This is a genomic window from Polaribacter sp. Asnod1-A03, assembly GCF_045063585.1.
In the GTDB taxonomy this organism is placed as follows: domain Bacteria; phylum Bacteroidota; class Bacteroidia; order Flavobacteriales; family Flavobacteriaceae; genus Polaribacter.
In genome coordinates this window covers 972,606-986,262 of sequence record NZ_JBEFOE010000009.1, presented here as the reverse complement: position 1 = coordinate 986,262, position 13,657 = coordinate 972,606, and the positions used below count along the sequence as shown (strand labels likewise).

At 28.1% G+C, this 13,657-nt stretch carries 18 protein-coding genes; 10 read left to right on the top strand and 8 right to left on the bottom strand.

Annotation, left to right across the window (positions count from 1 at the left end):
* Positions 1 to 106 precede the first annotated feature (106 nt).
* From ACJJVY_RS04880 to ACJJVY_RS04845, 8 genes are all read left to right on the top strand, one after another.
* The gene (locus ACJJVY_RS04880) at positions 107 to 1,036 is read left to right on the top strand and encodes an ABC transporter ATP-binding protein (protein ID WP_405605753.1); all 930 of its coding nucleotides are present in this window, start codon (positions 107 to 109) and stop codon (positions 1,034 to 1,036) included.
* 4 nt (positions 1,037 to 1,040) lie between these two features.
* Positions 1,041 to 2,366 carry an ABC transporter permease gene (locus ACJJVY_RS04875; RefSeq protein WP_405605751.1) on the top strand — a complete coding sequence of 442 codons (1,326 nt, stop codon included), beginning with the start codon at positions 1,041 to 1,043 and terminating at the stop codon, positions 2,364 to 2,366.
* A 5-nt stretch (positions 2,367 to 2,371) separates the two neighbouring features.
* The gene (locus ACJJVY_RS04870) at positions 2,372 to 3,202 is read left to right on the top strand and encodes a mechanosensitive ion channel family protein (RefSeq protein ID WP_405605749.1); all 831 of its coding nucleotides are present in this window, start codon (positions 2,372 to 2,374) and stop codon (positions 3,200 to 3,202) included.
* A 7-nt stretch (positions 3,203 to 3,209) separates the two neighbouring features.
* Complete coding sequence (locus ACJJVY_RS04865) at positions 3,210 to 4,079, top strand: DUF6268 family outer membrane beta-barrel protein (protein WP_405605747.1); 870 nt, start codon at positions 3,210 to 3,212, stop codon at positions 4,077 to 4,079.
* Complete coding sequence (locus ACJJVY_RS04860) at positions 4,080 to 5,243, top strand: sigma-54-dependent transcriptional regulator (RefSeq protein WP_405605745.1); 1,164 nt, start codon at positions 4,080 to 4,082, stop codon at positions 5,241 to 5,243.
* A 149-nt stretch (positions 5,244 to 5,392) separates the two neighbouring features.
* A complete protein-coding gene (locus ACJJVY_RS04855; RefSeq protein ID WP_405605742.1) occupies positions 5,393 to 6,034 on the top strand; it encodes a peroxiredoxin in 642 nt (213 codons plus the stop codon).
* 75 nt (positions 6,035 to 6,109) lie between these two features.
* The gene (locus tag ACJJVY_RS04850) at positions 6,110 to 6,418 is read left to right on the top strand and encodes a thioredoxin family protein (RefSeq protein WP_405605740.1); all 309 of its coding nucleotides are present in this window, start codon (positions 6,110 to 6,112) and stop codon (positions 6,416 to 6,418) included.
* Positions 6,419 to 6,486: 68 nt separating this feature from the next.
* Positions 6,487 to 6,744, top strand: a complete 258-nt coding sequence (locus ACJJVY_RS04845; RefSeq protein WP_405605738.1) for a DUF6952 family protein — start codon at positions 6,487 to 6,489, stop codon at positions 6,742 to 6,744.
* A gap of 74 nt (positions 6,745 to 6,818) precedes the next feature.
* Here ACJJVY_RS04845 and ACJJVY_RS04840 read toward each other — a convergent pair whose 3' ends face one another.
* From ACJJVY_RS04840 to ACJJVY_RS04810, 7 genes are all read right to left on the bottom strand, one after another.
* Positions 6,819 to 7,505, bottom strand: coding sequence for a GNAT family N-acetyltransferase (locus tag ACJJVY_RS04840; RefSeq protein WP_405605736.1), 687 nt, complete (start codon positions 7,503 to 7,505; stop codon positions 6,819 to 6,821).
* A 56-nt stretch (positions 7,506 to 7,561) separates the two neighbouring features.
* Positions 7,562 to 7,726, bottom strand: coding sequence for a hypothetical protein (locus ACJJVY_RS04835; protein ID WP_405605735.1), 165 nt, complete (start codon positions 7,724 to 7,726; stop codon positions 7,562 to 7,564).
* Positions 7,727 to 7,939: 213 nt separating this feature from the next.
* Complete coding sequence (locus ACJJVY_RS04830; RefSeq protein ID WP_405605733.1) at positions 7,940 to 8,464, bottom strand: nuclear transport factor 2 family protein; 525 nt, start codon at positions 8,462 to 8,464, stop codon at positions 7,940 to 7,942.
* Between the two features lie 76 nt (positions 8,465 to 8,540).
* Positions 8,541 to 9,266 carry a head GIN domain-containing protein gene (locus ACJJVY_RS04825; RefSeq protein ID WP_405605731.1) on the bottom strand — a complete coding sequence of 242 codons (726 nt, stop codon included), beginning with the start codon at positions 9,264 to 9,266 and terminating at the stop codon, positions 8,541 to 8,543.
* A gap of 97 nt (positions 9,267 to 9,363) precedes the next feature.
* Positions 9,364 to 11,049, bottom strand: a complete 1,686-nt coding sequence (locus ACJJVY_RS04820) for a PspC domain-containing protein (protein ID WP_405605729.1) — start codon at positions 11,047 to 11,049, stop codon at positions 9,364 to 9,366.
* Positions 11,042 to 11,386 carry a PadR family transcriptional regulator gene (locus ACJJVY_RS04815; protein WP_405605727.1) on the bottom strand — a complete coding sequence of 115 codons (345 nt, stop codon included), beginning with the start codon at positions 11,384 to 11,386 and terminating at the stop codon, positions 11,042 to 11,044. Before ACJJVY_RS04815 ends, ACJJVY_RS04820 begins: the two co-directional genes overlap by 8 nt.
* Before the next feature lie 16 nt (positions 11,387 to 11,402).
* A complete protein-coding gene (locus ACJJVY_RS04810; RefSeq protein ID WP_405605725.1) occupies positions 11,403 to 11,843 on the bottom strand; it encodes a DUF4870 domain-containing protein in 441 nt (146 codons plus the stop codon).
* A 153-nt stretch (positions 11,844 to 11,996) separates the two neighbouring features.
* Between ACJJVY_RS04810 and ACJJVY_RS04805 the strand changes: the two genes are divergently transcribed.
* The gene (locus tag ACJJVY_RS04805) at positions 11,997 to 12,452 is read left to right on the top strand and encodes a DUF4442 domain-containing protein (protein ID WP_405605723.1); all 456 of its coding nucleotides are present in this window, start codon (positions 11,997 to 11,999) and stop codon (positions 12,450 to 12,452) included.
* On the opposite strand, the gene ACJJVY_RS04800 is transcribed toward ACJJVY_RS04805, so the two are convergent.
* Positions 12,447 to 12,599: a hypothetical protein gene (locus ACJJVY_RS04800; RefSeq protein WP_405605721.1), complete on the bottom strand. Its 153-nt coding sequence runs from the start codon at positions 12,597 to 12,599 to the stop codon at positions 12,447 to 12,449. The two genes, ACJJVY_RS04805 and ACJJVY_RS04800, sit on opposite strands and share 6 nt — an antisense overlap.
* A gap of 195 nt (positions 12,600 to 12,794) precedes the next feature.
* Between ACJJVY_RS04800 and ACJJVY_RS04795 the strand changes: the two genes are divergently transcribed.
* Positions 12,795 to 13,628 (top strand): TIGR00266 family protein, encoded by an 834-nt coding sequence (locus ACJJVY_RS04795; RefSeq protein WP_405605719.1) that lies wholly within the window; start codon positions 12,795 to 12,797, stop codon positions 13,626 to 13,628.
* Positions 13,629 to 13,657: the final 29 nt, after the last annotated feature.

The window sequence follows — 13,657 nt, the reverse complement described above, 5'->3', positions numbered from 1 at the left end:
TAACATAAAATTTTATTGTAACGTTTTTGTACATTTTATTACTAATACTTATAAAATATGTAAGTTTGTGATTACCATAAACTTTCAGAAAAACCATTTATATTCAATGAGAAATTTATTAGAAGTTAATAATGTTGTAAAAAAGTATGGAGAATTTACAGCATTAAATAATGTTTCATTAAACATTCCTAAAGGGAGTGTTTTTGGCTTGTTAGGGCCAAATGGGGCAGGAAAAACATCATTAATAAGAATTGTGAATCAAATTACTATGCCAGACTCTGGTTCTATTATTTTAGACGGAGAAGCCTTGGCGCCGCATCATATTTCTCAAATTGGTTATATGCCAGAAGAAAGAGGTTTGTATAAATCTATGAAGGTTGGTGAACAAGCTTTGTATTTGGCACAATTAAAAGGGTTGAGTAAAGCAGAAGCTAAAAAAAGACTAAAATATTGGTTTGATAAGTTTGATATTTCTGCTTGGTGGAATAAAAAAATTGAAGAACTATCAAAAGGAATGGCACAAAAAGTACAATTTATTGTTACCGTAATGCACAATCCTAAATTATTAATTTTTGATGAACCTTTCTCTGGATTTGATCCTATAAATGCACAGTTAATTGCTAAAGAAATATTACAATTAAGAGAAGAAGGTGCAACTATTATTTTTTCTACGCACAGAATGGAATCTGTAGAAGAGATGTGTGATGATATAGCATTGATAAACAAATCTAATAAAATACTTGATGGAAAATTAGATGATATTAAGCGTAAATTTAAAACCCATACTTTTCAAGTAGGTTTACATACAGATAATCCTACGGATGTAAAAAACAAATTAAAAGAAAATTTTGAGGTGTACCCGTCTAACTTTAAATTATTAAACGATAGCTTAACAATGAATGTTAAGTTAACAAACGGTAATTCTGCAAACGATTTATTATCCTTTTTAACAAGTAGCGGAGAAGTGCAACATTTTGTAGAGTTAATACCAAGTGCAAACGATATTTTTATTCAGGCAATAAATAAAAACATTTAAGAAGATGAGTAAGTTAAAATTAATTATACAAAGAGAGTTTATTGCTAAGGTGCGTAATAAATCATTTATAATGATGACTTTTTTAAGCCCTATTTTAATGATTGGTATGGGATTTTTAGTTGTTTTTTTGATGAAAAAAAACGATGAAAAAATTAAGGATATTGTTTATGTAGACAATTCTGGAATGTTTTCTAAAGAAGATTTTAAAGATACCAAAACAATACATTACAAAGATTATACTTTGTTGGGTGCAGAAGAAACTAAAAAGAAAGTTGAGGATGGTAATTATTTTGGTGCTTTAATTATACCCAAAAAAGATAGTTTAGAAATTTTATCAAAATCTATAGAGTTTTACTCTAAAGACTCACCAGGTATGTCTTTAATGGAAGCCTTAGAAAACAAAATTGAACAAAAAATAAGAAACTCTAAACTAACTAATTTTGGCATTGATTTAGCTAAAATAGAAGCTTCTAAAATTAATACAGAAATTAAAATGTATAATTTTTCTGGAGAAGAATCTTCTAAATTAATAAACGGATTAAAAATTGGTTTAGGTTCTATTGCTGGTTATTTATTAATGATGTTTGTTATTATTTACGGTAATTCTGTAATGAGAAGTGTAATAGAAGAAAAAACAAGTAGAATTATAGAAGTAATTGTATCGTCTGTAAAACCTTTTCAATTAATGATGGGTAAAATTATAGGGAATGCATCTGCAGGGTTGTTACAGTTCTTTATTTGGGGTATTTTATTATTGATTTTAACTACCGTAGCATCTGCTGTTTTTGGTGTTAATGTTGTAGAAATGCAAACAGCCAGAGTACCTGCAGAACAATTAGGTGCTGCACAACAAGCTATAGAGCCAGATAAAATGCAGTTGTTAATTCAAGAAATTTTAAGATTACCAATTCTTAAAATGTTTATACTATTTATCTTTTACTTTTTAGGTGGTTTTATGTTGTATAGTTCTCTATTTGCTGCAGTTGGTGCTGCTGTAGATAATGAAACCGATACACAACAATTTATGTTACCTATTATGATGCCACTAATGTTAGGTGTTTACGTGGGTTTTGCTACGGTAATGAATGACCCCCATGGTTCTATGGCAGTGCTATTTTCTTACATTCCATTTACAAGTTCTATTGTTATGTTAATGAGAGTTCCGTTTGGGGTATCTTGGTATGAGTTAGCAATTTCTATGACTATATTATTACTTACATTTATTTTTATGGTGTGGTTAGCAGCAAAAATCTATAGAGTTGGTATTTTAATGTATGGTAAAAAACCAACTTATAAAGATTTATATAAATGGATAAAATATAAAGGGTAAACTTTATGGATAAAATAAAGAATTTTTTAAATTACTCTTTTAATTTAAGTGATAGTATTCATTTAGATGTAAAAACTATATTGTTTTTAATTATTGTAATTATAATTACAAGTTATATTCTTAATTTTGTTAAGAAATTAGTAAATAGAAAGCTAAACGAAGAAGATAAAGGTAAGTTTAAAGCTATCTTTTCTTTTCTACAATATTTTATATATACAGTAGTTTTAATAATAGCATTAGAATCTTCGGGTATAGATGTTAGTGTTTTGTTGGCAGGTTCTGCAGCTATATTAGTTGGTATTGGTTTAGGTTTACAAACACTCTTTCAAGATATTATATCGGGTATTTTTATTTTGTTAGATAAGACCCTTACTGTAAATGATATTGTAGAGGTAGATGGAAAGATTGGCAAAGTTCTTGAAATAAAATTAAGAACAACTAGAGCGGTTACTATTGATGATAAAGTTTTAATTATACCAAACCATAAGTTTTTAACCCAAAGTTTATTTAATTGGACACAAAATGGTATACAAACAACAGAAGGAGTAGAAATAGGAGTTGCATACGGGTCTGATGTACAATTGGTGAAAAAGCTGTTAATAGAAGCAGCAAAAACACATACATTAATTATGCAAAATCCAGAACCTAAAGTTTTATTTACAGATTTTGGAGACAGTGCACTTCAATTTAAATTACTTTTTGTTATTAGTAATAGTTACGCACACAATCAAATTAAAAGTGATTTACGCTTTGAAATTGATAAAAAATTTAGAGAAAATAAAATATCAATTCCATTTCCGCAAAGAGATATACATGTGTTTACAGAAAAAAAATAATGTTGTAATGAAAAGAATTGTCTTAGTGTTTTTCTTGTTTTCGGTTGGTTTTATAAATGCTCAGTTAAGTGATTTAGCGAGGATAGAATATTCTTTTATCCCCAAAAATAAATCCGAAGACCAGTTTACAAGAATTAGAGCCTTATTTAATTATCCTATAAAACTTAAAAACGACAAATATATTTTTGTTGGTACAGAGTATAATAATATTTATACAAATTTAAATGATAACTATCCTTTTGATAACTCTTTGATAGAAACATTAACTATTTTAGATATTAATGTAGGGTATACTTTTAAAATTAATGAAGATTGGAGGGCAGGGTTTCAAATAACACCAAGATTAGCTTCTACATTAACAGAAAAAATTACTGGGGATGATTTGTTTTTAAACGGAGGTACATTTTTTATAAATGATAAAACAGATGATAAATCATTAAAAAGACCTTATCGTTTAATTTTAGGTTTAACCTATAATTCAACTACAGGTATTCCTTTTCCTTTACCTTTTGTAAGTTATTTTAGACAAGTAAATGACTCTTGGTCTTTTAATGCAGGTGTACCCAAATCTAATATAAAATATAAGATTAAAGATAAAAATTTTCTACAAGCTTTTGTAGGTATCGATGGTTATTTTGCCCATTTACAAAGACCAATAATTATTGATGATAAACAAGCAGACAATGTTTCTTTATCTGTAGTAGTTTCTGGCTTAGGTTATGAATATTTACTACGTGATAAATTAGTTTTATATACATATTGTGGGTATAGTCTTAGAATTAAAAATGTTTTAAGAAATATAGACAGAGAGCATGTGTTTACTTTAAACAACGTAAATACATTTTATTTAAGAACGGGAATAAAATTTAAGATTTAGATGGCAAAAATATTAATCATAGAAGATGAAGCTGCAATTAGAAGGGTTTTAACTAAAATAATATCCGAAGAAAATGATGCTTATAATGTAGAAGAAGCAGAAGATGGTTTATTAGGCATCGAAATGATAAAAAATAACGATTATGATTTGGTTTTATGTGATATTAAAATGCCAAAAATGGATGGTGTTGAGGTATTAGAAAAAGCAAAAAAAATAAAACCAGAAGTACCAATTGTTATGATTTCTGGTCATGGAGATTTAGATACAGCAGTAAATACAATGCGTTTAGGTGCTTTTGATTATATTTCTAAACCACCAGATTTAAACAGACTTTTAAATACGGTAAGAAATGCTTTGGATAAAAAAACACTTGTTGTAGAAAATAAAAGGCTAAAGAAAAAAGTAAGTAAAAATTACGAAATGATTGGTGAGAGTGATGCAATTTCTCACATAAAAGAAATTATAGAAAAAGTAGCTGCTACAGATGCAAGGGTTTTAATTACAGGACCAAACGGAACAGGAAAAGAATTAGTAGCACATTGGTTACACGAAAAATCAGATAGATCTAAAGCTTCTTTAATAGAAGTAAATTGTGCTGCAATTCCATCAGAATTAATAGAAAGCGAACTTTTTGGACATGTAAAAGGTTCTTTTACAGGAGCAAATAAAGATAGAGCAGGTAAGTTTGAAGCTGCAAACGGAGGAACTATTTTTTTAGATGAAATTGGTGATATGAGTCTGTCTGCACAAGCAAAAGTGTTACGTGCCTTACAAGAAAACAAGATACAGCGTGTAGGTTCAGATAAAGATATCAAGGTTAATGTACGTATTGTTGCTGCAACAAATAAAGATTTAAAAAAAGAAATTGAAGAAGGTAGATTTAGAGAAGATTTATACCATAGATTGGCCGTGATTTTAATTAAAGTACCTGCTTTAAACGATAGAAGAGAAGACATACCTTTACTTGTAGATTTTTTTACCACAAAAATATCTCAAGAACAAGGCACTCCTAAAAAGAGTTTTTCATTAGAAGCTGTAAAATTGTTACAAAAGTATGATTGGACAGGGAACATTAGAGAATTAAGAAATGTTGTAGAACGTTTAATTATTTTAGGAGAAAAAGAAGTCTCTGCAAACGATATCAAGCTCTTTGCTAGTAAATAGTGTAAAGCTATTTAAAAGATGTTTTATTATAAATAAAGTTGATGGAAATATAAGAAGTTACCATCAACTTTTTTGTTTTTATAATGTATTCAATTCTATATTTGTGGTATCAAAATAAGAACAAACATTAATTATAAAAAATAAAAAAAATGGCAACAGCAGTTGGTAAAAAATTTCCAGATTTAAATGTAGACGCAATGAATGAAATGGGTGATACATTTAAGTTAAATGTATTAGAAGAAGCAGTAAATAACAAAAAGAAAGTGTTATTGTTTTGGTATCCAAAAGATTTTACATTTGTTTGTCCTACAGAATTACACGCTTTTCAAGCAGCTTTAGGTGAGTTCGAAAAAAGAAACACAATTGTAATTGGTGCTTCTTGTGATACACCAGAAGTACACTTTGCTTGGTTAAGTACTTCTAAAGATAATGGTGGAATTGAAGGTGTAACTTACCCAATTTTAGCAGATTCTAACAGAAACTTATCATCAATCTTAGGTATTTTAGATATTACTAATGAAACTTTTGATGAAGCTACACAAACAATACAAGTAGAAGGAGATAATGTAACTTATAGAGCTACTTATTTAATTGATGAAGAAGGTACTGTTTTTCATGAAGGAATTAACCACATGCCAGTTGGTAGAAATGTAAATGAATTTTTACGTTTAATTGATGCTTATGCTCACGTTCAATCTCATGGAGAAGTTTGTCCTGCAAACTGGGAAGAAGGAAAAGACGCTATGTCTGCAAATGCAAAAGGAACTAAAGAATATTTAGCATCTCACTAATAAAATTAAAATAAAGAGTTCGTTTATAGGTTCGAGGAAATTTATCTACGAGCTCTTTATTTAAAAAATAATATTATGGTACAAGAATTAAGTCAAGACAATTTATCAGAAATAATTGCTGATAACCAAAAAGTAATTGTACAATACTCTGCAACTTGGTGTGGAAACTGTAGAATTATGAAACCAAAATTTAAAAAATTATCTACAGAAAACGAAGGTGTTGCTTTTGTAATTGCTGATGCAGAAAAATTTCCTGAAAGCAGACAATTAGCAGATGTAAGTAATTTACCAACTTTTGCAGCTTTTGTAGATGGTAAAATAGTAAATCAAACACAAACTAATAAGTTTGATGTTTTAAAAGATTTAGTAAACGAAGTTGTATAAATTTATACTAAAGTATTAGAAAGATTTTAAGTTTAACATATAATCTTTTTAACTTTTAAATAAAAAAAATGAAACTACCTGTAATAAAACACCTAACTAATTTTATCGAAGAAAACGATCAAGATTATGTTTTAGAAACAATTGAAACGTTAGAAGCTTTAACAGAAGTTCCTTCTTTAAAAGATGAAGAATTAGATGTTATTGGTGAGTTAATTTCTAACATGTATGGTGCCGTAGAAGTTGATAAAATGATTAAGGATGGTACACCAAAAAAAGAAGCGTTAAATAATTTTATGAAACGTGTTTTAGGTTCTATTGATAAATAAATAGTTCTCTTTTATAAAAATAAAAATCCCAAGTTTTTACTTAGGATTTTTTTGCGTTAATACAAATTACTCTCTTACTTTCTTCGGTATAGCCACCAATTCATATCTCGGGTTAATTTGTAACCTAATTTTTTATAAAGCGGAATTGCTTTATTTCCTTTATTGGTGTGTAAAATAGGTAACTTATTCTCTTTAATAATTTCTTTTGTTGTATAAGAAATAAGTTGTTTTGCAAAACCTCTTTTTGTATAATTAGGGTGTGTAACAACAGAACTTATTTCAATAAAATCATCAGTTTGCATTCTTTGTCCAGAAATAGCAACTAATTTATTGTCTTTAAAAATTCCGAAGAATTTCCCCATTTCAAAACCTCTTTTTTGGTAAAAACCTGGCATTACTAACCATATTAAGTCGTAAACTTCATCAATATTTTTATCGGTTAATAGCACAATTTCTTCTGTAGATTCAATATCTATAAAGTTATCAAGCACCATTTGGCAACCGTCAATTTTTCTTTCTAGTAAAATATGATCGTTATCAATTTCTGGTGTTTGATTCTCAGAAACTAAAAAAAAATGTTCTGTTAACTTAGAATATTCATTTAAAGCCTTGGCAGTTTTGTTAGTATCAAAAAAAGCACCAAAATTATTTATTTGAGGGTTATAAAACTGTACACCTTCTATTTCTATAAGGTGTTTATTATGAGTTTCTTGTAGAGAAAACCAAACAGGGTTTTTTAACTTTTGTTCTAAATTGTTCATTGAAAGAAAATTATAAGCTTTATTTTTAATTATTTAAAAAAACAATAAAATATTACTTATTCGTTTTCTTTAATTTTAGATTCGTTAGCCTTTTTTATAATTGCTTTTAAACGTTCTTTATTTTGTAGTTTTTCTAATTTCACCTTATTAATTTTTCTATTCATTAATTTGGTATGTTTGGCTTTATTTAAAGTGTTTTTTTCTTTTCCTTTTTTAGACATTGCATTGAAATATTTAACAAAATTAAGAAAAAATAGCGAAGTATAAATTGTTGTTTATTTAAGAAGTTAATGCTGATATTTTAATTTGATAAGTTCAGGTTAAAACTTACATAAAAAAGTAAGCGTCGTTTTGTGTAAAACGACGACTTACCAAGTAAACTAATAAAACCAAGTATTAGTACTAATATTAGAAGTTAGCTTTCTAATAAGTTTTTATTCAGAAAAAGGTTTGTGGTTGTAACTTAAAACCCTTTTTAATTTCCATTGATTGTTTTCTAAAATCCAGAGATGTGTAAAATCGGCAATACCAACTGTTTTCATTTTACCATCAATTTTTTGCTGAAAAGTGTGTTTTCCTTTTTGGATTGCACCGTATAGTTTGTTATTGTTTTTCATAGGAAAAACGGCTAAAGAATTTTTAACTAATGTTCTATTATTTACACTAGGATTAGCACAAAGATTTTCTTTTACAGCGTTTATAAAATCTTCTTTATTTTGTGATCCACTAACGTCATGATAAAATTCAAAATCTTCAGAAATAATAGTTCTTATTTTTTTTAAATCACAATTATCAAACGAGCTTTTAAAAAGAATACTGTCTTTAGATTTTAGAACCTTGTATAAATTAGATGTTTTTTCTACTTGAGCATTGCTAAACAGACTGTAAAGAAATAGAATAATAGCAATTATTATTTTTATTAAATAAGATTCTTTAAAAGGAGTTAAAAAGTCTTGCATAGCATGGGTTTTTTAAATAACCTTAAGGCTTTGGAACCTTAAGGTTATAAGGTTTGGTTGATTTAATTAATTCTAATTACTTGGCAGATACACTTCCGCCAGAAGAAGAAGTTTTATCTACTTTTTTAGGGTTTCCTTTAAAATCGATATCTCCACCGCTTGTTGCTTTAGCATCTATAGTTTCTGAAGCAAATAAATTTATGTCTGCGCCACTTGTTACTCTTGCAGTTGCATTTTTACTTCTTAATTTATAAGCTTCTATAGATGCACCACTTGTAGCACTAGAAATATGATTGTTAGCAATACCAGAAACCTCTATGTCTGCGCCACTTGTAGCACTTGTTTCTATCGTATTTACATCAACACTAATTTCAACATCAGCACCACTTGTTGCTCCAACTATAAGATTATCTAGTTTTAAAGTATCTTCTGTATAAACTTCTGCGCCACTTGTAGCACTTATAGATTCTAAATCTTTTACGGTTACATAGACTTTTCTAGCTTTAGATCTCCAAATGTTTTTTTCAGCATAAATTTTTAAAACACCATTATTAACTTCTGTTTTAATAATTTCTTGTAAATTTTCATCGGCTTCTACAATAATTTTGTTTTTAGAACCTTGTGAGATATAAAGGTCTAAACCATTATTTATTTTTATTGCGGAAAAGTCTTCTTTAGTGCTTCTATTTTCTGTAACAACATTTTTGTTACCGCTAATACTGTTAAACATTTCTGCAGAGCAAGAACTTAAAAGTACTGTTACAAGTAATAATGTGATAATTTTTTGAGTAGCTGTTTTCATAATAGTTGATTTTTAATTTGATTCAAATGTCTTTTAATAGACGCTTAAAATGAAACTTTGGTTACCGAGTTGTTGTATTTTTATGTTGAATTGTATCTTAGATTGTTGCTTCTTGCATTTCTACTTCCGTTTCTTCTTCAATTTCATCAACACAATCGGTACATTTTAAAGTTTTATCTGTCATTATAAAATGATGATTTACCATATCTTTATCATAGATATCTCCTTCATTTTTAACATCATCTAAAAAGTGTTTTACAGAATTATCAAAATAAATAGTAACATTTTCTGGTATAAAAATGGTAATATCTACTTCTTCATGTTTCCACATATTTTTAAAATTTGATAAATAATAAGCATCTAAAACAAGTGTATTACCTTCAATTTTGTATTTGTAATTTATTTTTTCTGCATTAAAACTAGCATTACTTTTGTTTTGACCTCTAGATTCTTTTACAATAACTATATAGCTCTCTTCAGAATTACTTTTTTTGACTTTAATGTTTACATTATTACTGTAAACCATTTGTTTATGATCTATGTAAACCTCTTCTTTATGCGAAGTTGATCTTAAATTATGTCTGTAAAAAATTTCGTCATCATTTACAATTTTTAAGTTAAGAGTATCATTTTTAACAATATTAATATTGCTTCTACCTGATGATTGACCATAAGTAGAGTGAGAAGACCCAAACTCTATTCCTCTAAAAATTACTACAAGTAAACAAACAATCCAAATTCCAGTTAAGGTTAAAGAGGTTGGTTTGCTTATCTTTTTTACATTACTAGATAAAATTCTTAATCCTAAAATAAATAAAAGTAAAAACGGAATTCCAACAAGTACAAATCCACATAAAGTAAGTAACCAAATTGGTAATTCAGAATCATAGAAAAAAGGTGGGTATTGTAAAAATTCTCCATCAACATTTAACCACTCTAAACTTCCTAAAGAAAACCCTCCAATTATTAGAGATAAAATAACAGCAGCAGAAACAAAAATTATAATTACACCAATAATCTTACCTATTACTTTAAAAATAGCAAGTATTACTTTACCTAATGTATCTATAAAATCCTGTAATCCGTTATTTTTTTTTGTCTTTCCCGAGAAAGTCTGGTTCATTTTTTCTGAAAACTCACTAGCACCACCTTTTATTTTTTCTGATGCATTGTTAGCAAAATCTTTTACGTTTTCAGAAACATTTGTAAACTCTTCACGAATCTTTTTTTCTATATTATCAATATTTACAGGTTCACCCTCCATCTGCAATTTTTCTGCAGTTGTTTTAGCTTCTGGTAATAAAATCCAAAGAATAATGTATAAGATTACTCCAAAACCAGCACCAAAGAAAAGAGCTAATAAACCCAGACGAATCCAAATAGTATCAATATCAAAATAATGCGCAATACCAGAGGCAACACCTCCTAAAAATTTATCTTCTCCATCTCTAAATAGTTTTTTTCCATTACTATTATTTCTTGAGTATGAGTAACTAGATTCGTTGTAAGTTTCTTCTGCTTCTGCATAATCTTCTGGTTGTCCCATAATTTTAATGATATCATCAATATCACCTTCATTAACAACCTGTCTTGCATCAGTTATTTTTTCTGATAAAAGTTCGCTAATTCTAGCTTCTATATCGGCTATAATTTCGTTTTTACCTTGCGGATCATCACTTAAAGATCTAGAAATAGACTCTAAGTATCTTTTTAATTTTTGATAGGCAAGTTCATCTATATGAAAGAAAAATCCGCCTAGATTAATATTAATAGTTTTATTCATTGTTAGTTGGTTTTGTGCTAATTACTTGGTTTACTGCATTTACTAAATTACCCCATGTTTTATCTAATTCTTTTAAAAACATGCTGCCGTTTTCTGTTAAAACGTAATATTTTCTTGGTGGTCCAGAGGTTGATTCTTCCCATCTGTATGTTAGTAAGCCAGCGTTTTTTAAACGAGTTAATAACGGATAAATGGTACCTTCAACCACAATCATCTCTGCACTTTTTAGCGTAGATAGTATTTCAGAAGTATAAGCATCACCATTTTTTAAGATGGATAAAATGCAATACTCTAAAACACCTTTTCGCATTTGTGCTTTTGTGTTTTCTATCTTCATTTATTGTGGTTTATAATTATTTTATAAATTTTATTGTAAAAGGATATTTGTAGTTTTCTCCTTCTCTTGCTTTTAAAGAGGCAATGATTACTAATGCCATTCCTATCAAATAAATTAATCCAGTTATAGATCCTAAGCCTATAAAACCAAAAGCATTATTAAAACTAAAATCTAGGTCTAAATTATAATGATTACCATTAAAAAAACCATTATGGTTATTAAATATAGAACCAAATGCAAAAGGGATAAATGCTATTGATAAAAGAAAAACATAAAGTGTATAACTTATATTAAAGTTTACTGCTTCTTTACCTTGTTCATCTAAAAAAGGACTTCTGTCTTTTAATGTTTGCCATGCAATTAAAGGAGTTATAATATTACCAAAAGGAAACATAAAGCCAGCAAAAGCACAAATGTGTATTAAAAAAGCGTTGGTGTTATCGTTATTTTTTTTCATGATTATAAAATGTATAATACTTTCTTATGCAAATATATATCTTAAAAAAGGTATTATGCAATACATAGTACTATAATTAACGTTTTTTTAACATTTTTAATTTGAAAATTATTCTGATAAAAAAGTGGTAAATTGGCATTAAATAGAAGGAATATGCAGATTACACCAAAAAATATAAATAGATTTATGATGTTTAAATTACCCTTAGGTTATTTAAGCGGAATGAGAGTAAAGGAGATTACAGATACTTTTTCTGCTGTAAATATTAAGTATAAATGGATCAATCAAAACCCATTTAAAAGTATGTTTTGGGCAGCACAAGGTATGGCTGCAGAAATGTGTACAGCTGTTTTGGTAATGAAAGCAATAGAAAAATCTAAGAAAAAAGTTTCTATGTTAGTTACACATCAAAAAAGTGATTTTTTTAAAAAAGCTACAGGCAAAATTGTATTTACTTGTAATGATGGAACTCAGGTTGCAAATGCAATTAAAAAATCTATAGAAACAAAAGAAGGACAAGTTATTTTTTTAACATCCGAAGGAAAAAATGAAGATGGAATTGTAGTTTCTAGATTCCAGTTTCAATGGAGTGTAAAAGTAAAACTATAAATTAGCTTCTTTTTTATATAGCTTCGGTCTTTCTTCGTTATAGTCACATTCTTGAAAAATACCACAAGATACATTTGTACGAGCCAAAGATTTTGTTTTTTCAAATTTCTTAGACAATGCTTCAATTTCTGGGGATAAGTAGTTCATAATTAGTTGTTTTTTAATTAGTCTTTAAATTATTTATTTACTTATAAGTACTACAAAGTTAATATATTAAAGAAAATAGAGTAATAATTAAAAGTTAATTTAGTTTTATTAAAAGAGAACTTAAAATTAACATGGCAATTATTGTAACAAAATAGCACTTAAGACTTCTAATAATTAAAACCTAAAAAATAGATTATGTTTCAAGATAAAATACCAAATCCATCAAATAGAAATGCGCACGAAATAGATTATAAAATATTTGGAGAAGAAATGCAGTTTGTAGAAATAGAATTAGATCCAGAAGAAGGAGTTGTTGCAGAAGCAGGAACTTTTATGATGATGGATGATAATATTAGTATGAATACCATTTTTGGAGATGGTTCTAATCAAGAAACAGGTATTTTAGGAAAGATTTTTTCTGCAGGAAAAAGAATTTTAACGGGAGAAAGTTTATTTATGACTGTTTTTACAAATGCAGGAGTAGGTAAAAAACAAATTTCGTTTGCATCTCCTTACCCAGGTAAAATTGTTCCTATTGATTTAACTGCTTTTGGTGGTAAATTTATTTGCCAAAAAGATGCTTTTTTATGTGCTGCAAAAGGAGTTTCTATAGGAATTGAATTTTCTAAAAAATTAGGAAGAGGGTTATTCGGTGGAGAAGGTTTTATCATGCAAAAAATGGAAGGTGATGGTTTAGGCTTTATTCATGCAGGAGGAACTTTAGCTAAAAAAACATTACAAGCTGGAGAAGTTTTAAGAGTTGATACGGGTTGTATTGTTGGTTTTACACAAGGTGTAGATTATGATATTGAATTTGTTGGAGGAATAAAAAATACGGTTTTTGGTGGTGAAGGAATGTTTTTTGCAACTTTAAGAGGACCCGGAACTGTTTATATACAATCTTTACCGTTTAGTAGATTAGCAGGTAGAGTGTTGGCTATGGCGCCAAGAACAGGTAGCGGAACAAAAGGAGAGGGCAGTATTTTAGGTGGTATTGGAGATCTTTTAGATGGAGATAATCGTTTTTAATACTTGAAATATAATTAGAAAAATAAAAA